This window comes from Acidobacteriota bacterium, assembly GCA_035471785.1.
Taxonomy (GTDB): Bacteria; Acidobacteriota; UBA6911; order RPQK01; family DATIPO01; genus JANQFM01.
Genome location: DATIPQ010000023.1, coordinates 38174 through 62229, shown reverse-complemented (window position 1 = coordinate 62229; position 24056 = coordinate 38174). Strand labels below are relative to the sequence as shown.

General features: G+C 63.0%; 20 protein-coding genes. 5 read left to right on the top strand and 15 right to left on the bottom strand.

From position 1 onward, the window contains the following. Window positions 1–482 precede the first annotated feature (482 nt). On the bottom strand, window positions 483–2180 hold the full coding sequence (locus tag VLU25_04180; protein HSR67115.1) for a hypothetical protein: 1698 nt from the start codon (window positions 2178–2180) through the stop codon (window positions 483–485). A gap of 55 nt (window positions 2181–2235) precedes the next feature. Continuing rightward, window positions 2236–3558, bottom strand: coding sequence for a BamA/TamA family outer membrane protein (locus VLU25_04175; protein HSR67114.1), 1323 nt, complete (start codon window positions 3556–3558; stop codon window positions 2236–2238). A gap of 913 nt (window positions 3559–4471) precedes the next feature. Between VLU25_04175 and VLU25_04170 the strand changes: the two genes are divergently transcribed. Both VLU25_04170 and VLU25_04165 read left to right on the top strand, forming a co-directional pair. Beyond that, window positions 4472–7519: an amidohydrolase family protein gene (locus tag VLU25_04170; protein HSR67113.1), complete on the top strand. Its 3048-nt coding sequence runs from the start codon at window positions 4472–4474 to the stop codon at window positions 7517–7519. Between the two features lie 2 nt (window positions 7520–7521). Further along, complete coding sequence (locus tag VLU25_04165; GenBank protein ID HSR67112.1) at window positions 7522–7980, top strand: hypothetical protein; 459 nt, start codon at window positions 7522–7524, stop codon at window positions 7978–7980. 126 nt (window positions 7981–8106) lie between these two features. Here the strand turns inward: VLU25_04165 and VLU25_04160 are convergent, their stop codons facing one another. The 4 genes from VLU25_04160 to VLU25_04145 all read right to left on the bottom strand — a co-directional run bounded on the left by VLU25_04160 (window position 8107) and on the right by VLU25_04145 (window position 12083). Then, complete coding sequence (locus VLU25_04160) at window positions 8107–8601, bottom strand: hypothetical protein (GenBank protein HSR67111.1); 495 nt, start codon at window positions 8599–8601, stop codon at window positions 8107–8109. Window positions 8602–8825: 224 nt separating this feature from the next. After that, window positions 8826–9158: a hypothetical protein gene (locus VLU25_04155; GenBank protein ID HSR67110.1), complete on the bottom strand. Its 333-nt coding sequence runs from the start codon at window positions 9156–9158 to the stop codon at window positions 8826–8828. A 131-nt stretch (window positions 9159–9289) separates the two neighbouring features. Beyond that, entirely contained in the window at window positions 9290–10225 is a 936-nt protein-coding gene (locus VLU25_04150; protein ID HSR67109.1) for a cobalamin-binding protein, read from the bottom strand. A 379-nt stretch (window positions 10226–10604) separates the two neighbouring features. After that, complete coding sequence (locus tag VLU25_04145) at window positions 10605–12083, bottom strand: catalase (GenBank protein HSR67108.1); 1479 nt, start codon at window positions 12081–12083, stop codon at window positions 10605–10607. A 255-nt stretch (window positions 12084–12338) separates the two neighbouring features. Here VLU25_04145 and VLU25_04140 point away from each other — a divergent pair, with 255 nt between their 5' ends. Then, window positions 12339–13271, top strand: coding sequence for a LysR substrate-binding domain-containing protein (locus tag VLU25_04140; GenBank protein ID HSR67107.1), 933 nt, complete (start codon window positions 12339–12341; stop codon window positions 13269–13271). Window positions 13272–13351: 80 nt separating this feature from the next. Here the strand turns inward: VLU25_04140 and VLU25_04135 are convergent, their stop codons facing one another. Then, window positions 13352–13777 (bottom strand): ferritin-like domain-containing protein, encoded by a 426-nt coding sequence (locus tag VLU25_04135; protein ID HSR67106.1) that lies wholly within the window; start codon window positions 13775–13777, stop codon window positions 13352–13354. Between the two features lie 160 nt (window positions 13778–13937). On the opposite strand from VLU25_04135, the gene VLU25_04130 reads away from it, so the two are divergent. Beyond that, entirely contained in the window at window positions 13938–14687 is a 750-nt protein-coding gene (locus VLU25_04130) for an SDR family oxidoreductase (GenBank protein HSR67105.1), read from the top strand. Further along, window positions 14687–16138, top strand: a complete 1452-nt coding sequence (locus VLU25_04125; GenBank protein ID HSR67104.1) for a deoxyribodipyrimidine photo-lyase — start codon at window positions 14687–14689, stop codon at window positions 16136–16138. The genes VLU25_04130 and VLU25_04125 overlap by 1 nt, the downstream gene beginning before the upstream one ends. An 858-nt stretch (window positions 16139–16996) precedes the next feature. Here the strand turns inward: VLU25_04125 and asnB are convergent. From asnB to frr, 8 genes are all read right to left on the bottom strand, one after another. Further along, a complete protein-coding gene (gene asnB, locus VLU25_04120) occupies window positions 16997–19033 on the bottom strand; it encodes an asparagine synthase (glutamine-hydrolyzing) (GenBank protein ID HSR67103.1) in 2037 nt (678 codons plus the stop codon). Window positions 19034–19057: 24 nt separating this feature from the next. Beyond that, window positions 19058–20161, bottom strand: coding sequence for an aspartate carbamoyltransferase (locus VLU25_04115; protein HSR67102.1), 1104 nt, complete (start codon window positions 20159–20161; stop codon window positions 19058–19060). Then, a complete protein-coding gene (locus VLU25_04110) occupies window positions 20155–20277 on the bottom strand; it encodes a hypothetical protein (GenBank protein ID HSR67101.1) in 123 nt (40 codons plus the stop codon). Before VLU25_04110 ends, VLU25_04115 begins: the two co-directional genes overlap by 7 nt. 28 nt (window positions 20278–20305) lie before the next feature. Then, on the bottom strand, window positions 20306–21766 hold the full coding sequence (locus tag VLU25_04105; protein ID HSR67100.1) for a sodium:solute symporter family protein: 1461 nt from the start codon (window positions 21764–21766) through the stop codon (window positions 20306–20308). A gap of 24 nt (window positions 21767–21790) precedes the next feature. After that, window positions 21791–22288: a fibronectin type III domain-containing protein gene (locus VLU25_04100; GenBank protein HSR67099.1), complete on the bottom strand. Its 498-nt coding sequence runs from the start codon at window positions 22286–22288 to the stop codon at window positions 21791–21793. A gap of 38 nt (window positions 22289–22326) precedes the next feature. Next, window positions 22327–22635 (bottom strand): P-II family nitrogen regulator, encoded by a 309-nt coding sequence (locus VLU25_04095; protein ID HSR67098.1) that lies wholly within the window; start codon window positions 22633–22635, stop codon window positions 22327–22329. A 136-nt stretch (window positions 22636–22771) separates the two neighbouring features. After that, window positions 22772–23470: a signal peptidase I gene (gene lepB, locus VLU25_04090; protein ID HSR67097.1), complete on the bottom strand. Its 699-nt coding sequence runs from the start codon at window positions 23468–23470 to the stop codon at window positions 22772–22774. An 18-nt stretch (window positions 23471–23488) separates the two neighbouring features. Then, entirely contained in the window at window positions 23489–24010 is a 522-nt protein-coding gene (gene frr, locus VLU25_04085) for a ribosome recycling factor (GenBank protein HSR67096.1), read from the bottom strand. Window positions 24011–24056 lie beyond the last annotated feature (46 nt).

Genomic DNA, 24056 nt, shown 5'->3' with positions numbered 1-24056 from the left:
AGCCCAGGGTGCAGCCCGCGGCAAGCGAAGCGCAGCAAGGGCGAAACCCTGGGTACGGCGGTTCACCCCACAAGCTAGAATGCAGCATGGTTTAAGTCAAGAATCCTGTGGCGCAGCATTAGCGCAGCGCGTCAGAAGTTTTGAGCCAGCCTGTGGCGTTATCCCACGCCTTCAGCGTTCGCACCTTTGCCGTCCGAAACCCAGGGTGGCGCCGCCGTCTCGCTGGCGCTCGCCGGGGCTGACCCTGGGCTGGCGAATCGCTCGCCTTCAGCGAGCCCGGACTTGACTTCTTACACAGTCGCTGGGCTGGCGAATCTGTCCCTTTTAGGGAGCTTGTGCTGACTCCTCAACCCAGCCGGTGCCTGCCCTCCGAAGCCTTGTATCGCCCTCCGTAGCCTTTAGCGAAGGAGGGGGCTGGCGAATCTGTCCCTGTCAGGGACAAGAAACGGAGGGCCCTGGCTCAGAATTTATGCCCGGCAGCACTAGTCGTCTTCGGGCGGGAAAGAGGGGTTGGAGTCGCGGTCTATGCCGACCAGGTCGTAGCCGCCCGCTCTGGGGCGGAGGTAGATGCGGACTTCCCGGTCCCAGGCCGAGTGAGAGGGGTTTTGGGTGGTGATGGTCAAGGCCAGAAACTCGTCCTCGCCCAGGTTGGCCGAGGGGATGGGGAAGGAGGTCTCGTCGCGGCTGGAGGAATCGCCCATGGCACTGTGCTGGTCAGTGGCGTTGTTGTAGGTGCTCCATTGAGCCTGATAGGTCGATCCCGCGGGGGAGCCCAGGTTGTACTTCTCGGCCAGGTTGGCGAATGCGACATTGCCGCCTGCGATGCGGAACTCGTCCAGGGGGTTGAGCGGGAGCAGGCCGTAGGCGCCGCACTTTCGCTGCCGCTCGATCAAGGTCCGCAGGAAATAGGCCTCCTGCTTGGCATCGTTGAATTGGCCCGCGCGGACGATGGCGCGCAGTTCCTCTTCGCTGAATCGCATGATGATCTTGGCGGCCCAGAAGGCATCCCGTTGGGACTCGCGGATAAAGGCCGGGTTGGGGTATTCCTCATACCACTCGGCGGGATCGAAATGCTTCGCCTCAAAGCGGCCGACCGCCGGGTATTCGTCCAGGTCAGGCCACTCGACCTTGCGGTATTCGGGCACGTGGAACCCGAATCCGGCGGCGTTGTCGGCCATCTCGCCGCCGTCCATCCAGGTGCTGAAGGTCAGGCTAGGGTCCTGGACAACGGCGGTGCCGCTTCCGAAGGTGGAACCGAAATCGATCAGGTAGTGGCGGACATAGTGTCGGCCGGCGTCTTCCACCCAGGAGGCCTGGGTGTTTTGGGCCCGTGAGTCGTCGTGGTTGATCCAGGCCGAAATGAGCCGCAGTCCGCGCAGTTCGCGGCGCTGCTCGTGAAAGTAGAGGTCGTTGGGGTCGTCGCTGCGGCGGCCATAGTAGCGGAAGGGGCCCAGCGGCTCCCCGTCGATGTATTTGCTGGCCACGATGCGGTAGGTGCCGTCGGGCTCGGCGGTGGCCCTGCGCAGCATCTGCCTCAGGCGTCCCTGGGTGAGTTCGAGTTCGTCCCCGTAAGAATCGGTGATGGTGGTGCCGGGCTTGATGCGCAGGTTGGACGGGTCCAGGTAGACGATGTAGTTCTCGGGAACGTTATAGCCGATGGCGTAGAGAATCTTGGTGGCGATGATCTCGGCTGAGGTGCTCAGGCGGGGGTCGGAACGGGTGCCGAACTTGACCACGTAGCGGTCGCCCTTGTCGTCGACCACGTGGAACCCCGGAGTGATGCCCTGTTGCTTGCCGCGGAAGATCGTCCAGGGCTGGGAGGGGTCGGGGCCGCTGCCGGAACCGGGTCCCCGCACCAGTTCGTCCATCGACATTCGGCGCCGTCCGTGACGGTTGGTGAACCAACTGCTGTCGGGGACTTCGTCCAGGGTGTTGACGTTGTCGGCTTCTCCCCATTCCTCCGATCCGAAATCGTGAAAGGTGTGGGAGAAGCGGTCGTAGAGGTCGCTCAGTTCGATTTCGGCGGGCTTTTCAGGGACGTCGATGTTGTCTTCGTCCTTCCACAGCGGGTCGTCGGGAAAGAACTTGGGTTGCTTGCCGGGCACCTCCTGAGAGAACACCGGCTGCATGGCCAAGACCAGAAAGAGCGCGATCCAAGCGCCTGGCAGCACCTTCCTCATGGCTTCTCCTCTTAACATGCCCCGCGTTTGCTTCCTCATTGGCTTCTACTCCGCATCAGCGCTGGCGGCTGGGCCGTCCCACGATGAAGTTGTTGAGCGGCGGACCCAGGGAACTCTTGTCGACGAAGGCGCCGCTGCCGATGTAGATCCTGAATCCCTCGTGGCTGTTGGCGACGTCGATGCGGAAAGACCCTCCGAAAGGAGAGCGGATCAGCAGTCCGAAACCGTAGCCTGCTTCCAGGTTGCTGAAGTCGAGGTCGCCGGCGCGGCGGAAGACTTTTCCGGCATCGGCGAAAATGGCGAAGTCGGCATAGCGCCACACCTCCCACCGGTACTCCAGGTTCATGAGCAGGTTGCGCTCGTCGCGGAAGCGGTAGTCGTCGAATCCGCGCAGGCTGGTGCCCCCGCCTAGCGTCTCCATCAGGTAGAAAGGCACTCGATCGCCGGCATCGGCCATGGAATGGCTGGTGCGAAGGCGAAAAGCCAGGCGGCGATTACGGAATCCCAGCGGGATCTCGGTCAAGAAGTCGGCCGTCAAGCGGGTGAAGTCGAAGCGCCCTTCGTCGCGGTCGTCGAAGCGGGCCACCTCGAAATTGAGCGCCACCCCGGCGGGGGGAAAACCCTCGTCGAAGAAGTTGAACCCCAGTTGCCCGATATAGGTGGCGTATTGGGGAGGGTCGTCGGCACCCGGCAGTTGATCGAGGGTGAAGCGGTCAAAGGCGCTGGTGCCTTCGGCGGGCAGCACGTGGCTGTTCAAATAGCCCACTCCGCCCCGGATGATGGTGGTTTCGTGGGGACGGATGCTGACGCCTCCGTTGACCCGCCGGTCCTCCAGCCTGAAATTGCTTTCCGCGTCGATGCTGGTGGACCCGCCCAAGCCGAAGAAATCGATTTCGCGGTAGTCGCGGTAACCCGCCTGAATAAAGGCTTGGACCGGCTTGCCGCTGCGCCGGGTGGGGAATTCTATATGCCCCAGAATGTTTTCGTATTGGCGGGTGGAATAGCGGGCGTCAAGCGAAAACTGGAAGCTGTCGCGGTTGAGTCCGTTGACGTACCCGATGCCCCCCACCAGTCCCGCGCCCGAGGAGGCGGCCCCGAAAATGGCCGGGTCGTCGATGCCTCCGATGAGCAGGCGAAAGCCTGCGTAGCCTTTCTCGGTCAGCTTGCCCCGCGACGTCTCGAAGTTGCGCAGGCGCCTTTCCACCGACGTCACCTGCTCAGGCTTGAGGTCTTTGCGCCGCTCTTCACGCTGCTTGCGCAGCAACTCCTTGCGGGTGGGCTGATCTTGGTTCTGCGCCAGGGCCGCGGCATCGACGCCCAGCATCAGCACCACCGCCAACCACGCCGCCATCCAGCCGCTCCATTTCGTGTCCTGCATCGTCAAACTCCAGCGTCCGCTGCCAACTCACAGAATCCCGCCTATCTTCACATGAAGCGGCTCCACTTACCAAGTGGAAAGTTGAGCCGCCTTCGTCAATGAGATTACGCCCTTCCCGGTCGAACCTGAAAACGATGCGCCGCAGTAGGTGATTCCGGCATGGACGGGCTCGCACCTGCTGCAAGTCAGTAGCCACCAGCCTCATACCGCCGAGAGCAATTGGGCCCTCACCGCGGTCGCTGAAACTTGACACGTGTGTGAACTTGTTGGCCACCTTGTGCAGCGCGTCAGAAGTTTTGAGCCACCCTGTGGCGTTATCCCACGCTTTCAGCGTTCAGACCTTTGCCGTCTGAAAACCCAGGGTGGCGCCGCCGTCTCGCTGGCGCTCGCCGGGGCTGACCCTGGGCTAGCGAATCGCTCGCCTTCAGCGAGCCCGGACTCGACTTCCAACACGGTCGCTGGGCTGGCGCATCTGTCCCTTTCAGACAAAAAACGCGGACCTGACTCAGAACTTATGACCGGCAGCGCTGGGATAGCGAATCTGTCCCCGTCAGGGCCAAGAACGGAGGGCCCTGGCCGGATGGGACCGACGTAGGGGACCTTTTGTCTCTGTCCGTCAGCCAGCGGCAGGGTTGACAGGGAGGCGGGGGTGTCGAAGCATAGGGGGTGTCTGCAACATTTCTTGTCTGAGGGGAGAGTGATGATGACTGGACGGTTGATTCGGATTTGGATGGTCGCTGTGGGGATGGGGCTGAGTGGTTTCGGCTTCTTGGCAACGCTTTCGGCTCAAGAGAACGGAGCGGCCGATCCACCACCAGCGGATCAAGAGAAGAAAGACGAGAAAAAGTGGGATGTGAACGAGCCGCCTGGACCCACTATCGAGATTCCGCTGCAAACCGACAGCGGCACCTGGATGAGCCTGGACGTGTCCCCCGACGGCAGCCAGATCGTGTTCGACCTGCTGGGGGACATCTATCTGCTGCCCATGGAGGGCGGAGAGGCCCAGCCGCTGACCAGCGGCATGGCCTGGGACATGCAGCCCCGCTTCAGTCCCGACGGCAAGCACATCGCCTACACCTCGGATGCCGGCGGCGGCGACAACATCTGGATAATGGACACTGACGGCAGCAACCCCAAGCAGGTCAGCAAGGAGAGCTTCCGCCTGCTCAACTCCCCGGCCTGGACGCCCGACGGAGACTACATCGCGGCCCGCAAGCACTTCACTTCGCGCCGCTCCCTGGGGGCTGGCGAAATCTGGCTCTACCACCGCTCGGGAGGGGGAGGTTTGCAGATGGTGAAGAGGCTCAACGACCAGAAGGACCTGGGAGAGCCGGCCTTCTCTCCCGACGGGCGCTACCTCTACTACTCGCTGGACGCCACTCCCGGCTCCACCTTTCAATACAACAAGGATCCCAACACCGAGATCTACCAGATCCGCCGCCTGGACCGCCAAGACGGTGAAACCGTGACCATGGCCGAGGGACCCGGAGGCGCCGTCCGCCCCACGCCTTCGCCGGACGGCAAACTGCTGGCCTTCGTACGCCGGGTGCGCTACCGCTCGACGCTCTTTCTGCAAGACCTGGAATCGGGGCGCGAGTGGCCCATCTACGACGGACTCGAGCGCGACATGCAGGAAACCTGGGCCGTCCACGGCGTCTATCCCTCCATGGCCTGGGCGCCCGACAGCCGCTCCATCGTCTTCTGGGCCCAGGGCAAGATCCACCGCATCGACGTCGAGAGCAAGCAGGTCAGCAACATCCCCTTCGCCGTCAGCGACACCCGCAAGGCCCTGCAAGCCCTGCACTTCCGGCAGCAGGTGGCTCCGCCCACCTTTCAGCCCAAGATGCTGCGCTGGGTCAAGGTTTCGCCCAAGGGAGACCAGGTCGTCTACTCCGCCCTGGGCTACCTGTGGACGCGCCAACTGCCCGAGGGCACGCCGCGCCGCCTCACCTCCCAGAACGAGCACTTCGAGTACTATCCCTCCTACTCGCCTGACGGCAAACAGATCGTCTATGTCTCCTGGGACGACGATGAGCTGGGCACAGTGCGCGTCGCCGACGCCGTGGGCAGCCCCGGACGCGCCATCACCACCACCCCTGGACACTACGTGGAACCCGTCTTCACCCCCGACAAACGGCACGTCGTCTACCGCAAGGTCGCAGGCGGATACCTGACCTCTCCCCTCTACTCGCGGGAAACAGGCATCTACAAGATCCACGTGGGGGGCCGCGAAGAGGCCGAGCGCATCTCGCCAAGCGGAACCCAGCCCCACTTCGGCCACGACCCCGAGCGCCTCTACCTGCTCGACTTCGAGGACGAGCAGCGCGTCCTCAAGAGCGTGGGACTGGACGGCAAAGATCCGCGCGTCCACCTGCGAAGCGACAATGCGGTCGAGTTCGCCGTGTCGCCGGACGGCAAGTGGGTGGCCTTCTCAGAGCGCTTCAACTGCTACATCGCGCCCTTCATCGACACCGGCCAGCCGGTTTCCATCGGACCCAAGACGGGCGCCATCCCCCTGCGCCAGGTGTCGCGCGACGCCGGCAACTACCTGCATTGGTCGGGCGACAGCTCAAGCCTGCACTGGGCGCTGGGGCCGGAACTCTATACGAGGGACCTGAGCGACACCTTCGCCTTCCTGGAGGGCGCACCCGACGAGCTTCCCGAACCCGCCGCCCAGGGACGCAACATCTCCTTCGATGCCGATACCGACGTCCCCTCGGGACGCGTGGCCTTCGTGGGAGCCCGCATCATCACCATGAAGGGCGAAGAGATCATCGAAGACGGCAGCCTGCTGGTGGAAGGCAACCGCATCGCCGCCGTCGGCCCCCGCAGCCAGGTCGAGATTCCGGCCGACGCCCACGTGGTGGACGCCCAAGGACGCGCCCTGATGCCAGGCCTTATCGACGTTCACGCTCACGGACCCCACGGCATCAACGAAGTCGTGCCCCAGCAGAACCGCGAACATTTCTCTTCGCTGAGCTTCGGCGTCACCACCCTCCACGACCCCTCCAACGATACCAGCACCATCTTCGCCGCCTCAGAGATGGCCAAGGCGGGACACATTACGGCGCCCCGCATCTACTCCACCGGGACCATCCTCTACGGAGCCGCAGGTTCCTTCAAAGCCGAAGTGGACAGCCTGGAAGACGCCCGCTCTCACCTGCGCCGCATGAAGGCCCAGGGAGCCTTCAGCGTCAAGAGCTACAACCAGCCCCGCCGCGACCAGCGCCAGCAGATCGTCACCGCCGCCCGCGAACTGGAGATGCTGGTGGTTCCCGAGGGCGGTTCGCTCTTTCAGCACAACATGACCATGGTGGTGGACGGCCACACCGGCATCGAACACGCCATCCCGGTATCCAACGTCTACGGGGACGTGACGGACCTGTGGCCCGCCACCGGCGTCGGATACACGCCTACTTTGGTAGTAGCTTACGGTGGAAACTGGGGCGAGAACTACTGGTATCAGAAGACCAACGTGTGGGAGAACGAACGGCTGCTGCGCTACGTCCCCCGCGATGCGCTGGACGCCCGCTCGCGCCGGCGGACCATGGTCCCCGACGAGGAGTTCAACCACATCGACACGGCGCGCATCTGCCGCCAACTGGCAGAAGAGGGCGTCAAGGTCAACATCGGCGCCCACGGACAGCGCGAGGGGCTGGGCGCCCACTGGGAAATCTGGATGCTGGTGCAGGGCGGAATGACGCCCCACCAAGCCCTGCGTGCAGCCACCTACAACGGAGCCTACTACCTGGGCATGGAAAGCGAGCTGGGCTCGCTCGAACCGGGCAAGCTGGCCGACGTGATCCTGCTGGCCGGCGATCCGTTAGAGGACATTCGGCAAAGCCAACAGGTCGATCTGGTGATGGTTAACGGACGCCTCTACGATGCCCTCACCCTCAACCAGTTGGGCAACCACCCCACCACACGCCGGCCTTTTTACTTCGAGCAGTCCGGCAACTGAGTATGAACAAAATGCTGCGCCTGCTCAATCCGCTGCTGGCACTGACCCTGGGGGTTGGTCTGGGCAAGTTCTTCTGGGCCGTGATCGGGGAGCCGCGGGCCATCATCGCCGCCCATAACCTGACGGCCCTGCAGTTCATCGGAGCCCTCATCCTGACCTTCAGGGTGGCCGCCCAACCTGACCTGGGTATCCGCCACCTGTGGCTGGGCAATCACCTGCTATTCGCCTACTGCCAAGGACTCTTTCTGTTGGGAAGCCTGCACGCCCCCCTGGCGGGCACCTCGCTGATCTATTTTCAGAGCGAGTCGATTCAGTACCTGATGGGAGACTTTCCTCCTCCAACCTTCCAGCCGGCGGCGCGCCTGCTCAACTGGGTGATCATCGCTCCCATCGTCGTGACCTGGATCTCGGGCGCGCCCGTCCTCTTCCTGCGCCGGCTGCAGGACGATCAAGAGAAATGACCCGCTCCCCGAAGCCCGGGCGACAGGCTAGGGGGGCGGGTCGGGGAGGAGTTCGGAGGCGGGCCGGGGGGATCGGCTCGCCGCCGAGTCCCGCGGCCGGGGCCGACCGCGGGAGCCTTCACCGCTTCAACGGAAGAGAAAACTGAAGCGGGCAAAGACGTTGTGGAAACTCCTGCCATCAATCAGAGGCACCTCGTCCCGCGCTTCTACGCGGATGCCGAAGCCCCTTGTGAACCAGTGGCGGACGCCGCCTCCGAAGTGGATGCCGTTCAGGGTATCGTCGCGGAAGAAAAGAGTGTAGCCTCCGCCCACGAAGGCCGATGTCTTTTTCTCCACCGTGAACTCGTAGAGCATGCCCGGCGAAAGCGCCCCGATTCCGGCGCTCAGGTTGTCGATCGGGCCGAAGAAGCCGACGTCCATCCGAAACCCAAGGCCGTTGTTGAAAACAGCTTCGCCGCCGCCCCCAAGGCTGGTGAGGGATTCGCTGTTGCCCTCGACGTTGCCCCCGAAAGCCAGAAAGCCATAGCCGGCTCCCTTGTACCTGGGCTGGGCGCTCAGAGGCAGCGCGGCAACCGTCAGCAACAGCAAGAAAAGAGCGGATCGCAGTATCTTCTTTCTCATAATGATAGCCTCCGCTCTGCCTAAGGGCAGGCCCTGTGCCAGAGGCTGATTCTGCACCTTGCGGTGCACGAAGGGAGGCTATTCGCGCCTATCAGTCAGGAAGTCGCTGGGAAGAATGCGGTCCGCAGCAAGGCCTTCCAGCAGGAAATGCAAGAATCCCAGGCAGCCTTGTGGCCGGGCCCGGGAGAAGGGGAGGAGTGGACAGCAAAGGGGCTCGAGGAGGCTCAGGCCCACTGCTTGAAGTCATGAATGCGTTCGGAAGGCTTTTCTTCCTCTTCCGAATAAGCCGAAGAGGCCTCGGGGTCGGGCGCCACGGAACGGTGTTCTTCCCGGGCCTCGGAATCCCTTTCGGAACGGGCCTGCAAATCGACCTGGTTGAGCACGTCCAACTCACGGGCGATGCGCTCAACCGCCTCTACCGCCTTGAAGGTTTCAGCCAGGCGCGACTTCTCGCCTTCAAGATTCTGAATCTCTTGACGGAGAGCCTCGATACGGCCCTTGATGCGCTCGACCTCGCTGTCGATGCGTCCCTTCAGTTGATTCGTGTCCAACTGCATCTAGTCACCTCTCGTCGCTTTACGGACGGTTGCCGCTCCTTCAATAGCCTACAACAAGCCGCAGGCGTTGCAGAAGAAAAAGCCTCTACTTTTTCTCCGGCCTTTTCGCTCAACAAGCATATCGGCACAATTCAGTTCTTGATGAGCGAGGGGCTCAACGACCGCCAGGCGTCAGGGGGAGAGCGTCGGGGGAAAAGCTGAGGATGAAGGATCTCGGCCAGCAGCTCCAACCCGTCCACCACCCGGGGCCCAGGACGCGAGAAGTACGCGGAGGCATTGACGGCATAAACCTGACCGTCCTGCACCGCCGACAGGCCTTCCCACTGGCGGGGCAAGGAGAGAGCCTCGAACTCTTGGCAAGTGCGTTCGACCTCAAATCCGCAGGGCATCAGGACGATTACCTGGGGATCGTACGCGGCCACCTCATCCCAGGTGACCTGCGAGGAGGGACGGCCCGGCCGCCCCAGCCCGTCACGGCCTCCCGCCCAGGCGATCATCTCAGGAACCCAATGGCCGCCGTAAAAGGGAGGGTCGAGCCATTCCAAGGCCAGCACCCGCTGCGGCTCCCGCGAGGCTTCCTGAGCCCTTTCCCGGGTCTTTTCGATGCGCTCCTGCAAGCCCTGGCAGAAGGCCTGGCCCCGCTCGGGGACTCCGGCGCTCTCGGACACCCTGCGGATGGTCTCCATGATGCCTTCCACATTGTGCGGCTCCAGGGACAGGATGGGACGATCTCCCGGCAGGCGCCTGACGGCCTCTTTGACGTCGCCGTAGGAAACGGCGCACACGTCGCACAGTTGCTGAGTCAGAATCAGACCGGGATCGGCTTTGACCAGGGCCTCTTCATCGAGTTGGTAGATGCTGATGCCGCTGAAGCGCGATTGGCTGACCTGGCGATGGATCTCCGCCGAGGAGGCTGCCGAATCGACCACGTTGCTGCTCGTCACCACCGGCAGCGAAGCGGCCTGAGGCGGATAGTCGCATTCGTGGGTCACACCCGCCAGGCAGTCTCCAAGTCCGAGGGAGTAGACGATTTCGGTGGCGCTGGGCAGCAAGGAGCAGATCTTCATGGCCTTGGTCTCCAGTTCTCGGCAGAGGACGCTGCCATGAGTTTAACCTGTCTTGACAGGGGGCGTCAGCCGGACAAGACGGTTGCCTTTCGAACAGAATGCAAAAGGCACCAATTCACCTCGCCCGCTCAGACGAGTAGAATGGGGGGATGGCGACCCGGAAAAGGAGCAGTCTACCTCAGACTAAACCACTCCTTTGTCCGGGCCGTGGATCGATTCCACCGACGGAATCCGCGCGGGCTTGTAGCACCCAGCGGGCGCGGAAAAGTCGGCCATTACAGCCTGCCCGGCGGTTTAGCGCCGTCGGGCAGGCCTGAGCGGCGGCGCCGAAAAACGGCGCCGGTTCCTGCAAAAGCGGACGCCCGCAGGCGTCAAGCGCTTATCCGGCGGGAACAGGATCTTCTTGCGGAAGCTCCAATCCCAGCCCCCGGGCTACACCCCTTCCGTAATCCTCGTCGGCTCGCCAAAAGTGGACCAGTTGACGCTCCTGAATCTCCCTGGGCACCGACTTCATGTGGGTGACGATGTTGTCGATCAGCCGCTGCTGAGCATCCGGCTCCATGAGACGGAAGAGATTTCCGGCCTGGGTATAGTCGTCGTTGCCCCTGCGGTGGTCGTAACGGGCGCCCGGCCCGTCCACCGGCTGCTCGATGTCGGCGTAAGACGGATCCTCCTTGGGACCGCCGAAGCTGTTGGGCTCGTAGTTGGGCCCGCCGCCGCCGTTGTCGTCGAAGCGCATGGCGCCGTCGCGGTGGTAGTTGTGCACCGGGCAGCGGGGCTTGTTGGAGGGCAAAGCCTCGTAGTTGACTCCCAGGCGATAGCGGTGGGCGTCGGGATAGGAGAGGATGCGGGCCTGCAGCATCTTGTCGGGCGAGTGGCCGACGCCCGGCACCACGTTGGCGGGAGCGAAGGCCGACTGCTCGATCTCCAAGAAATAGTTGTCGGGATTCTTGTTGAGCTCGAGGATACCCACTTCGATCAGCGGATAGTCCCCGTGAGGCCAGACCTTGGTCAAATCGAAGGGATTGACGTGGTAGTCCTCGGCGTCCTCCTCAGGCATGATCTGAACGCACAGCCGCCACTGCGGATAGTCGGCATTCTCGATGGCGTCGAACAAGTCGCGGGTCCCGTAGTCGGGATCCTCGCCGTTCATCTTGGTGGCCTCCTGACGGGTGAAGTTTTCGATGCCCTGCTTGGTCTTGAGATGGAACTTCACCCAGTGGCGCTTGCCCTCGTCGTTGACGAGACTGAAGGTGTGGCTGCCGTAGCCGTTCATGTGGCGGAATCCCTTAGGAGTGCCGCGGTCGCTGAAAAGGATGGTGACCTGATGCAGCGACTCCGGACTCAGCGACCAGAAGTCCCACATCATGGTGGGCGACTTCAGGTTGGTCTGAGGATCGCGCTTCTGCGTGTGAATGAAATCACCGAACTTGAGCGGATCGCGGATGAAGAAAATGGGCGTGTTGTTGCCCACCAGGTCCCAGTTGCCTTCCTCGGTGTAGAACTTGACGGCGAATCCGCGGGGATCGCGCTCGCTGTCGCCTGATCCTTTCTCTCCGCCTACGGTCGAGAAACGGATCATGATGGGCGTCTCTTTGCCCACCTTCTCGAAGACCTTGGCCTTGCTGTAGCGGGTAATGTCGCCGGTGACGGTAAAGGTCCCGCAAGCTCCGGCGCCCTTGGCGTGAACCACGCGCTCGGGGATGCGTTCGCGGTTGAAGTGAGCCATCTTCTCAATCAGGTGGAAGTCCTGCATCAAGACGGGCCCGCGCGGACCGGCGGTGATGGAATTCTGATTGTCGGCCACCGGGATTCCGGCCGCCGTGGTGAGAGTTTTCTCTTTGCGGTCTTTACACATCAATACCTCTCTTTTTATTGACAAAATCTATTGGATAGTGGATAATACCTTAGTTTTATGAATCGAGGCCTTTTCATCCCGATGTTAAGCGTCATTAGCCACAGACGACTTGTCCATCAGGAACCAGTATGCCCTCTGGGAGGTGCAGAAAGCAAATTGAATTTCTCGATAAGGATCATTGATGGAATCTATCACTGTTCCAGTAAATTCCACGACTGATCAATCATCGAGGGAACGAGCAAAGAGAGGTCCATCGTGAACTTGCGCGACTTCGAGTACGTCATCGCGCTGGCGGAAACCGGTCACTTCGGACAGGCCGCCGCCCGCTGCCACGTCACCCAGCCCACTCTCAGCACCCAGGTGGCCAAGCTGGAGGACTCGCTGGGAGTGCAGATTTTCGAACGGGGCAAGCGCCGCGTCTTCCCCACCAAAGCTGGCGAGGCTATCGTGGCCCAGACCCGCACCGTCCTCAACGAGGTGCGCCGCCTGGAGGACATGGCCCGCCAGCCCGGCTATCCCTTGGGCGGACCCTTCCGCCTGGGTGCCATCCCCACCGTGGGCCCCTATCTACTGCCTCACCTGCTGCCCATCCTGCGCACCCACTACTCCGAACTGAAGCTCTTCGTCAGCGAACACATCACGGAGCGGCTGGTGGAAATGCTGCTTTCCACCGAGGTCGACGCGGCCATTCTTTCGCTGCCCCTGGAGGAACCGGGATTGGATCAGGAGGCCATCATGGAGGAAGAATTCGTAGCGGCCCTTCCCCCCGACCATCCCCTGGCCGCCAAGAAGACCTTGCAGGAAGCCGACCTGGTGTCAACAGACCTGCTGCTGCTGGCCGAGGGCCACTGCATGCGGAGGCAAACCCTCAAGATCTGTCAGGCCTACCGCGAGAAGCGCTATCCCTTCCAGGCCAGCAGCATCGAGAGCCTGCGCCAGATGGTGGCCTCGGGAGCGGGCTCGACGCTCTTGCCCACCCTGGCCGCGCGGGGTCCTTTCGCCGAAACCCGGGTGGAGATCCGTCCCCTTCAGCCGCCCACCCCCAGGCGGACGCTGGTGCTGGCCTGGCGCAGCACCTTTCCCAAGGTCGAGGCTATGCGCGCTCTGGCCGAGCTGCTGCGCCGCGAATTGAAAGGGTTGGGGACCTACGAGGCCCGGCGGGCTTCGCCAACTTCCAATGACCAATGACCAACTCGCAACCCGACCTTTTGGGAGTTGGTCCTCGGGAGTTGGTCCTGGGGAGCCTTGGGAGTTGGCAGTTGCGTCAGCTAAAGCGGCCAGTCGCGAAGTATGCGCGCCGTCTCTTCAGAATGCTCGGTTTCGTCCCTGATCATGTCTTCGAGCTGCACGACCAGTCCCTTGTCGCCGTAGGCTTCGGCATCTTTGGCGCGCTGATTGTAGGAGGCGATGGCGCGCTCTTCAGCTTCATGGACCGCTTCCAGCATTTCGCGATTGCCCTCGGCCTTCTTGACGGGGGAGGGCTCGGTTGTGGGCTCTCCGCCCAGGGCCACGATCTTGTTGGCCAGGAACTGGGCGTGTCCTTGCTCGTCGGCTACCTCGGAGAGGAAAAACTCGGCCAGCTGAGGACGGTAGGGGCCATAGCACTTGGCCGCGTAGGTGATGTATTGAATAATGGCGCTCAGCTCTTCAGCCAAGTCGCCGTTCAGACGTTCGATCAATTCTTGTTTATTCATGGCAATGCTCTCAATCTCTTACTTGTTGTCTTTGCGCCTCTCGAAACCGCGGGGCCGGGAGACGCGTCCTGTCATTAGAGACGGGGCGGCATGAGGAACGGTTTCGAATCTCCCGGCCCTCTCCAGCTTGCGTCTCCCTCTCTCTGTTCGAAAGGAAAACATGGCCCAAAGCAGCAACTTCACGGCCGTCATATTGGGCGCCAGCGGCGGCATCGGCAGTGCGCTGGCCCGACGGCTGCACAAACGCAAAGGATGTCTCATCTTGGCCGGCCGCGACCGGGAAAAGCTGGGGCCACTGACACGGGAATTGGGATGCGAGGTGGCCGTGTGCGATCCCACCCAGGTAGACGAGGTGGAAGGGCTTCTCAAAAAGGCGGCCAAGGACTATGGAAGTGTCGAAGCCATCGCCAATTGCGTGGGAACGCTGCTGCTCAAACCCGTCCACCTGACCACTTGGGAGGAGTGGCAAGAGACCCTGCGTATCAATTTGGGTTCGGCCTTCGCCACCGTGCGCTCCGGCGTCAAGGTGATGAGCAGGACGGGAGGATCTATCGTGCTTTGCTCCACGGCGGCCAGTCTCATGGGCATCGCCAACCACGAAGCCATCGCGGCGGCCAAGGGAGGCATCAACGGGTTGGTGCTGTCGGCCGCCGCCACCTACGCCTCAAAGGGCATCCGGGTCAACGCCGTGGCCCCTGGCATGACGCGCACTCCTTTGACCGAGAGACTCACCTCTAACGAAGCCTTGCGCAAGGGCTCCGAGGCCATGCACGCCTTAGGACGCATCGGTGAACCGGACGAGGTGGCGGCCGCCCTGGAGTTCTTCATGGCGCCTGAGAACAACTGGGTCACCGGCCAGATCTTGGCCGTCGACGGGGGGCTCTCCAGCCTGGCTCCCAGGCGGACGTGATGAGCAAGACGCTGCTGGTGTGGCTGAGAAAAGATCTCAGGCTAAAGGACAATCCCGCTTTGAGCGAGGCTTGCCGCCAGGCCTCAACCGTGCTTCCCGTCTACCTTTGGACGCCCGATGAAGAAAAGCCCTGGGCCCCCGGAGGAGCCTCCCGCTGGTGGCTGCACAAGTCCCTGGACCGCCTGCGGGAATCGTTGCGGGACAAGGGCTCGCGGCTGATCATCCGGCAGGGATCGGAAAGCCGGTCGCTGCTCAGGCAACTCCTCCAAGAGAGCCGGGCCGACGGCGTCTACTGGAACCGCCTCTACCACCCCGCCGCGGTGGAGCGCGACAAGGGCCTCGAGCAGGCCCTCAAGGACGAGGGAAAGGAGGTCCGCAGCTTCAAGGCCGGACTTCTTTTCGAGCCTTGGGAGGTGGAGACGGCGCAGGGCCATCCCTACAAGGTTTTCACGCCCTTCTCCAAACAGCTCCTGGAACGACTGCCCCCTGAAGAGCCTCCACTGGCCCCGCCCGGCAATCTCAAGCCCCCCGCCCAGTGGCCGGACTCGTCGCCCCTGGAGGAACTTGGACTGGAGCCCCGGTTCGACTGGGCCGGCGGACTGGAGCGCCGCTGGACTCCCGGAGAGGAGGGCGCCGCCGCTCAACTGGCGCGCTTCCGGGGTGAAGCTCTGGACCGCTATCACCAACTGCGCAACCGTCCTGACATGACCGCCGTCTCACGGCTCTCCCCCCACCTCCACCACGGAGAAATCTCAGCCCGCCAGGTCTGGCATGCCGTGCTAGAAGCGCAGCAAGCCGACGACAGCCGAAGTCTCTCCAAGGGGGCTTTCGGCTTCCTCAGGCAGATCCTCTGGCGCGAGTTCGCCCACCACCTGCTCTTTCACTTCCCCCACACGGACCGCAAGCCGCTGCGTCCTCAGTACGAGCATTTCCCCTGGGTGGAGGACGCCAAAGCGCTTCGGGCCTGGCAGAGGGGCCGCACAGGGTATCCCATCGTGGACGCCGGCATGCGCGAGTTGTGGGGGAGCGGCTGGATGCACAACCGGGTGCGCATGATCGTTGCTTCCTTCCTGATCAAGGACCTGCTCATCCACTGGCTGGAGGGGGCCCGCTGGTTCTGGGACACGCTGGTGGACGCCGATTTGGCCAACAACACCCTGGGCTGGCAGTGGACGGCCGGATGCGGGGCCGACGCCGCCCCCTACTTCCGCATCTTCAATCCCGTCAGCCAGGGCCAGCGCCATGATCCGCAGGGCGATTACGTGAGCCGCTGGGTGCCGGAGCTGTCCCGGCTGCCCCGGAAATGGATCCACTGCCCCTGGGAGGCTCCGGAAGAGGCGCTCAAAGAGGCTGGGGTTGTGCTGGGAGAAACCTATCCCCGGCCCATGGTCGATCACCAGGAAGCCCGAAGGCGCGCGCTTGATGCGCTGCAGGAGATGAAGAACGGCTAGTGCTGCCGGTCATAAGTTCTGAGCCAGGGCCGCCGTTTTTTGTCTGAAAGGGACAGATTCGCCAGCCCAGCGACTGTGTTAGAAGTCAAGTCCGTGCTGGCTGAAGGCGAGCGATTCGTCAGCCCAGGGTCAGCCCCGGCGAGCGCAAGCGAGACGGCGGCGCCACCCTGGGTTTCAGACGGCAAATGTGCAAACGCTGAAAGCGTGGGATAACGCCACAGGGTGGCTCAAAACTTCTGACGCACTGCACTAGCTGCGAGGGCGGCACTGCGGCTGTTGAAACGCCGGTGGGGATCGCCGCAGGGATGCGCCTCCCACCAGGCGTGCCTCCCATCGGCCCTTTGAGGCTGGTTGCCCCCTGCAAGGTGGAGGCCCTCCCCAGGAACGAGTTGGGCCGACTCGGCCGGTCGTCCATCTCGCGGTTGGGGGCAAGTCTGCCAGGTGTCTCCCATCGGCCCTTTGAGGCTGGTTGCCCCCTGCAAGGCGGGCGGCCCTCCCCCAGGTACGAGTCGGGCCGACTTGGCCGGTCGTCCATCTCGCGGTTGGGGGCAAGTCTGGTAGGTGTCTCCCATCGGCCCTTTGAGGCTGGTTGCCCCCTGCAAGGCGGGCGGCCCTCCCCCAGGAACGAGTCGGGCCGACTCAGCCGGCGGTCGGGTTGGTGTGTGGAGAGGGTTGTCGGCGGGTGGGAGGCGCATCCTTGCGGCGATCCCCACCGGAGCTTCGAGCGAACGCTTTGCTGATTCCTCCATGAACGGGCCAGCCAAGACAAAAGGGGAGCCGGACAGCATCTCCTGCCCATCGGTTCTTTGAGGCAGGTTGCTCTCTGCAAGATGGGAGGCCCTCCCCCAATCCCTCCCGCTAGGAGGGAACGGGGGTCTGGGGGTCGGCCCTCTCCAGGGTCCATCCCAGTTCTTGGGCCTGACGGCGGCCGCGCCGGGGCAGGTCGGCTTTCACGAAGTCCCGGTGCAGCACCTGGACGCCCAGCATGTGGTTGATGAGAGCGTCGAGTTGAACCAGGGTGGAGTGGGAGGCCTCAGGCGAATCGTGGATTTTGAAGAGGTCCTCCACGCCCTTGGGGTCGAGCAGTCCGCTCTCTTTCAAGGCCCGGGGCGACAGGTAGGAGTCGACCAGGCTGCGGAAGGCGCCCGTCTCGTCCTCCGAGGTGTGTGCGGGCGGGGCCATGAAAGCGAACTTTTCCCGTTCATAGAGAACCTTGGGCAGCAGTCCCTTCATGGCCTCGCGCAGGACGTATTTCTCGACCCGCCCCTTGATGCGGTAGGAGGGCGGGATGCGGGCCGCCTCTTCGGCCAGGTGATGATCGAGGAAGGCGGGACGCGCCTCCATCGAATTGGCCATGTCGACGCGGTCTCCGCCCCAGGTCAGGATCTGCCCTTCCAACTGGGTCTTGATCCAGACGTACTGGGCGATGTCGAGGGGATGCCGTCCCCGGATGAGTTCTTCGTCCAGTTCCTCGGCGATGGCCTGACCCGGCTGGTAGTCCTGCAGTTCCTGGCGCAGATGTGGAGAGAGCAGGTCGGGGACGCGCCGTGACGCGTCCAGCCAGGGCTGCAGGCAGGCCGGGGTGAATCCGCACAGGGCGTCCAGGGCCTGGTCGTGAAATTCGTCGGCGGCCAGCATGGCCCCCTTGACCAGTTGGTTGCTTTGCGAGAGCATGCGCCGCCATTCCCGGCGTTCCTTCTCGGGCATGTGCTCCAGTCCGTGCAGGAACATGTCGCGCCGGAAGCTGGGGTAACCGGCGAAGAGCTCGTCCGAGCCCTCGCCCGTCACCACCACCTTGTATCCGGTTTCATGGACGTGACGGCTCATCAGCAGCTTGGCCACGCCCAGAGTGTTGTAGATGGTGCGCTCGGTGTGCCAGTGGGTTTCCACGAAGTGGTCGTAAAGGTGACTGGAGTCGAGCCTGAGGATGTCTTGCTCGGCCTCCACCGAAGCCGCCATCTGTTTGGCGATTTCGCTCTCGTCGTAGTCGTCGTTGGCGAACCCGATGGTGAAGGCTTTGACGGGATCCTGGCGGCAGGCGGCTGCCAGTCCCAGGATTGAGCAGGAGTCGATGCCGCCGGAGAGATAGCACCCCACGGGCACGTCGGCCACCAGGCGCAACTGGACCGCCTCCAGCAATCCCGCCCGCACGGCCTCGATGCAGTCCTCTTCGCTGCGCCCTTGGGCATGCTCGTGGAGAGGCGGGAATTCCATGTCCCAGTAGGGGTACTCGCGCACCTGCAGCCGTCCGTCGCGCCTTTTGACGCTGAGCACATGTCCGGGACGCACCTGGTGGATGTCTTCAAAGGGCGTGCTGCCGGGGACGATGGTCTGCATCATCTGGTGGAAGACGCCCCGGCTGGAGAGGCGCCTCTCGACATGGGGATGAGCGAAGAGCACCTTGATCTCGGAGCCGAAGACCAGCGAGTCGGCGGTGCGGGTCCAGTAAAGCGGCTTGATGCCGAAGCGGTCGCGCACCAGCATCAGGTGGTCGTCCTCGGAATCGTAGAGCCCGAAAGCGAACTCGCCGCGCAGGTGCCCCAGGGTCTGGGCCAGTCCATAGCGGCGGTAGAGGTGCATGGCCACTTCGGAGTCGCTCTTGGTATGAAATTTCTCGCCCCGCGAAACCATGTCCGAGCGCAGCCGCTGGAAGTCGTAGAACTCGCCGTTGTGGGTCAGCATCATGCATCCGTCGCGGGAAACCAGGGGCTGGTTGCCCGACTCGCACAGGTCGATGATGGCCAGGCGGGCGTGCCCCAGTCCCACTCCAGGCATGGTTTCGACGCCGAATCCGTCGGGTCCGCGATGGTGCTGGATGGCAGCCATGGCCAAAAGGGTCTTTCGATTAACCGGAGCTTGCCGGTCGTTGTGAATGATTCCTGCAATACCGCACATAAGGCTACGTTCCTCGATGACTTTCTATTGGGGCTTGGCTTTGGTGGGCAGGGGCGCGTCGGCGACACGGTAGACGCGCTGCATGAGCACCGTCAGAAGCGCCATGCGCACAAAGACCGCGCCGCGGGCCTGGGCGAAATACCAGTTGTGAGGCGTGGGATCGAGGTCGGTGTCGAGTTCGTCCCCGCGGGCCAGCGGATGAAGCACGATGGCGCCCGGCTTGAGGGGCGAGTCGGCCGACAGCTTGAGGTCGCCCGTGAGCGTCTCGTAAGTGTCCCCGATCCAGGCGATGGAGTTGATGTAGACCACGTCCAGTTGGGGCAGCACGTCCTTGAGCCGGCGGCTGGCGCGGATCCTCAGTCCGGCTTCTTCCAGTTCCTCACGTTGGCCGGGGTCGAAGAGGTCGGATTCCGGGTTGATGATGGTGACCTCGCGGATGCCCTCTGCGATCAGGCGCAGAAGCAGCAGCAGGCTGCGCACCGTGCGCATGCGCCTGGGGGTGCCGATGATGCCGATGCGCACGTTGTGGTCCCGGGCCTGAGCGGGCAGGGCCAACTGAGGACACCACTTGAAGATGGCGTAGAGGTCGGCCAGAGCCTGGGTGGGGTGCTCGTCGATACCGTTTCCGGCGTTGATAATGGGGATGCGTAAAGCCTCGACCATGCGCTCGACGGAATCCTCGGAGCTGTCGCGCAGCACCACCACGTCCCCATAATTGCTCAGCATCTCGGCCACGTCGCGAAGGCTCTCGCCCTTGGCGATGCCGGTGGTGGACGCGTCGGTGATGGGAATGACGTCTCCTCCCAGACGGTGCCAGGCGCTTTCGAAGGAAAGGCGCGTGCGTGTGCTGGGCTCGTAGAAGGCTGTGATCAGGAGCTTGCCCTCCAGAGGCTTGCCCTCCATCACCGGATCCATCTCGAAAGCCGCGGCCAGCCGGCACAACTGAACCAGTTGCCGGCGGCTGATCTGGCGTGCCGACACCAGGTGCCGGTGAGCCATTTCGAGCAGGGGCTGGGGATCTTCATCGAGAAGCTGATGAAGCGCATTGGGGCGCTCTATCCCGGCCACGCCGTCCTTGGCTTCAACCGGCTGCTTGAGCCGCTCCAGGTCGTCACTGCGGGTCACCATAGCTGGTCCTTCTTCCAGTCGCGCACCAGGAATATCAACAGCAGCACCGGGGCCGCTGCGCTGAGCAGCAGGGCCGCCGTTACCAGGATGCTCAAGAAATCTGCTGAGGCTGTCATTTCACACTCTCCTCCGGCCGGACGGCTTTCAGGCCGCCTTGGCCTCTTGACTCTCTTCGGGGATGTCCTCCTCCTCCAAATCCCGCCAACGGAAATCTCCCGGTCGGATGAGCGTTCCCCCACTCACCACCAGCATGGATACGGCCGCTCCGATCAGCGCGGCCACGTAGAATCCGATCTGAAAGTAGGCCACGAAGCCGCTCAGGCTGCCGAAGAACATGGCCCAACCGGCCGCCGAGGGATTGGTTTTGCGCCAGTACAGCCCCAGGACGATGGGTCCGATGGTGCTGGCCACGAAAGCTCCCGTGAAATGCAGCAAGGAGCCCAGCGTCGTGAGGCGGAAAAGGCAGACCAGCCAGGTGCCCACGCCCAGCAGCAGGGTAATCACCCAGGCAGCCCGGCGCAGGGTGGGCTTGGAGGCCTCGGGGTGGATGTGCTTGTGGTAGATGTCTTCCACGATCAGGTCGCCGGTGGCCGCCAGCAGCGAGTCGAGGCTGGAGGCCAAGGCCGAAAAGACCACCACGAAGACCAGTATGGCTCCCAACGATCCCAGCAGGCGGGCGGCGATCAAGGGCGCTACCATGTCGGCTTGAGGCACGTTGAGGTCGAGGGAGGGAGCCGCCAGGGCCGTGAATCCGGCTGCGATGGGGATGGGCGTCCAGAAGAGTCCGGCCAGCAGATAGGCCTTGAATCCCACGCCTTTTCCGAAGGCGAAGGCCCGGCTCCACCACACGTTGGAATGGAAGATCTCGCCCATGCCGAAAAGCAGGTTGTTGAAGAGGAACATGATGGCCGCCGGCATGAGCAGGTTGAGCAGTTCAGGACGCTTGCTGACCAGGTTCTGGTGAACCTCCTCGAACCCCACCCGCTGCAGGGTCAGGTACCCCAGGGCCACCACTCCCACCACGATGACGATGGTCTGAATGAAGTCGGTGCCGATCACGGCCCGCAAGCCCCCCATCAGAGTGTAGGCCACGCAGATGGTGAGGATGACCGTCATCCCGATCCAATAGTCGATTCCGCTGAGGGCGTTGATGAGGATGCCGCCGGCCATTCCCAGGCTGATCAGCCATCCGAAGCTGTAGAAGATGGAGATGCCCAGGAAGATGCGCCAGGGCGTCTTTCCGTAACGCAGCCGGATGAAGTCTCCGCTGGTGTACCCGCTGGGCATGAGGCGGCGGATGCGCGAGGCCATGGGAGCGAAAAGCAGCAGTCCCACCGACCCCAGCGAGTAGCCCACCATGCCCCAAATGCCCATCTGGTAGGCCAGTTGAGGGGCCACCATGGTGGTGTTGGAGGTGACCCAGGTGGCCATGGCGGTGGCCGTTCCCAGGGCCAGTCCCACCTTGCGTCCGGCCAGCATGTAGTCGTCGAGGTCCTTGTTCTTGCGTCCCCACAGCCACCCCAGAAACACCCACAGGACGCTGAAGGCGGCCAACAAGATGGCTGCAATCGTGGGTGAGAGGATGGCTTCGTCGATGGCGGTCATGATGAGGGCTCTCGCTTGGGGACCTTAACGGGTGTGGCCGGCCTGGACTTCCTGCCGGTAGTGCCCGGCCAGGATGATGGCGGCGGCCGACAGGAAGACCAGGGCGCCCACCGTCAGCAGCCCCAGGGCGCGGCTCAGAGGATGGTGGCGCACCACCACTTTGTAACTCTCGCTCCAGGGTCCGGCGCGGTTACCGTCCTCGGAGACGATGCGCAAGCGGTAGTAGAATTCTCCGTCCGCCTTGCCGCTGAAGCTGGTGCCCAGGTCCTCGCCGCGGTAGACCACGAGCGGGCTGGAGAAGTCCGCTTGCGCTGCCTGCTGGACTTCGAACTGCAGGCCTTCACGGCCTTCTTGCAGTTCCTGGGGCCAGCTCCAGGATAGGGAGTAGAAGCCGGCGTTGGCCAACTCTTCGCCCGAAAGGTCGAACTGAGGCGCGGGCAGGGCCCGATCCTGAGCCGGCGAAGACACACCGGCCCAAGCGCTCAACAGGAGAGCCGCCCAAATGACTTTCACAAAGTGCATGCTTGAATTTTCGCGGGGGAGACGCGGGAAGAAATCCGTCAGCCGATCTTGACTACGGTTTCGACCTCGCTGATTACGATCTTTCCGGAGGGCCCGTGGCTTGTTTGGGCCGCCTCGCGGATCAGATCGACCGCCTGATCGACCTTTTCGTCCTTGACGAACGCAATGACCAGGGTGCGCGGCAGAAGGTCGACGTTGTACTCGGTGCCGCGCACGTGCTCTGCATAGGAGCGATGAGACCGGCCATGGACGTCCAGCGTGTGGACTTCCTTGAACCCCCGTCCCGTCAAGGACTTCCTGACCTTCTTGACGCGAAAGGGATGAACATAGGCTTCCAGCTTCTTCATCGGCTCAACCGGCTGTGGGGCTCCGCAGACTGCAAATCAAGGATTTTCAAAACTTGGCGCTGCTTTGCAGCCCCAAGACTATACGTTGAAGTCCATTTTGAATCAACCGCCGATGGCTTCGGCCAGGGGCTGGACGCTACTCGATCAAGCCCAGTTTGCTGACCGGCCAGTAGCGGAAGACGGCCTTGCCGAAGATGTGGTCCCGCGGCACGGCGCCCCAGTTGCGGGAGTCGTTGCTGGAGTTGCGGTGATCGCCCAGCACGAAGAAATGATCCTCGGGAACCGTCTCCGGAGGGTAGGAGGTGTAGTCGAAAAAAGAGGGCGGCACATAGGGTTCGCTCAGGCGGTCGCCGTTGATGTAGACCACTCCCGAACGGATTTCCATCACTTCCCCCGGCAAGCCCACAACCCGCTTGATGAAGCTCTTGGCGGGATCGCGGGGATACCAGAAGACCACGATGTCGCCGCGGTCGATGTCGGCGAAATGATAGACGAACTTGTTGACGAAGATGCGTTCCTGGTCTTCCAGGCGCGGCTCCATGCTGGTGCCTTCCACCTTGACCGGCTGAACCACGAAGATGACGATGAGGATGGCGGCCAGAGCGGCGAAGAAGATGTCGCGCATCCAACTGCGGAGTTCCTTCAGAGCCGCAGAAGGGGAAGCGCCTTGAGGCGCCGCCGGAGCCTCCGCCGCCGAGGATGAGGGCTCGGCAAAGAAAGGAGCAGGCGAATCGCTTTCGACCGCCACTTGCCGGGGCCGATCAGCCGGCCGCGAGGATTCCTCATCGCGGGTGCGTCGTTCAAGCCCTTCCTGGTCCTTATTCCACTCCGACATGGTCCTCCTCGTTGACCCTCAGACCTCCAGGATCTCCTTCTCCTTGGCCTCGGCGCGCTCGTTGATCTGTCCGATGAACTCGTCGGTCACCTTCTGCACCTCGTCAAAACCGTAGTGCTCTTCGTCCTCCGAGATCTCCTTGTCTTTGAGGGCCTTTTTGAGCTTGTCGTTGCAGTCGCGGCGGATATTCCGGATGGCGGTGCGGTGCTCCTCGGCGATGCGGCCGATCTGACGGGCCAGCTCCTGCCGCCGCTCCTGGGTGAGAGAAGGGATGGGGATGCGGATGATCTTCCCGTCGTTGGAGGGGTTGAGCCCCAAGTCCGAGGTCAGGATGGCCTTCTCGATGGCCCCGATCTGCGAGGCGTCCCAGGGCTGGACGGTGAGCAACTGGGGCTCGGGCGCGTGCAGAGTCGCCATCTGGTTCAAGGGAGTCGGCGTTCCGTAGTATTCGACCTGGATCTGGTCGAGAACATGAACCGAGGCGCGTCCCGTACGGATACTGGCCAACTCGCGCTGCAGATCCTCAATGGTCTTCTTCATGCGGGAGTTAGCTTCAGCGGTGACCTGCTTAATCATAGGGTGTCTG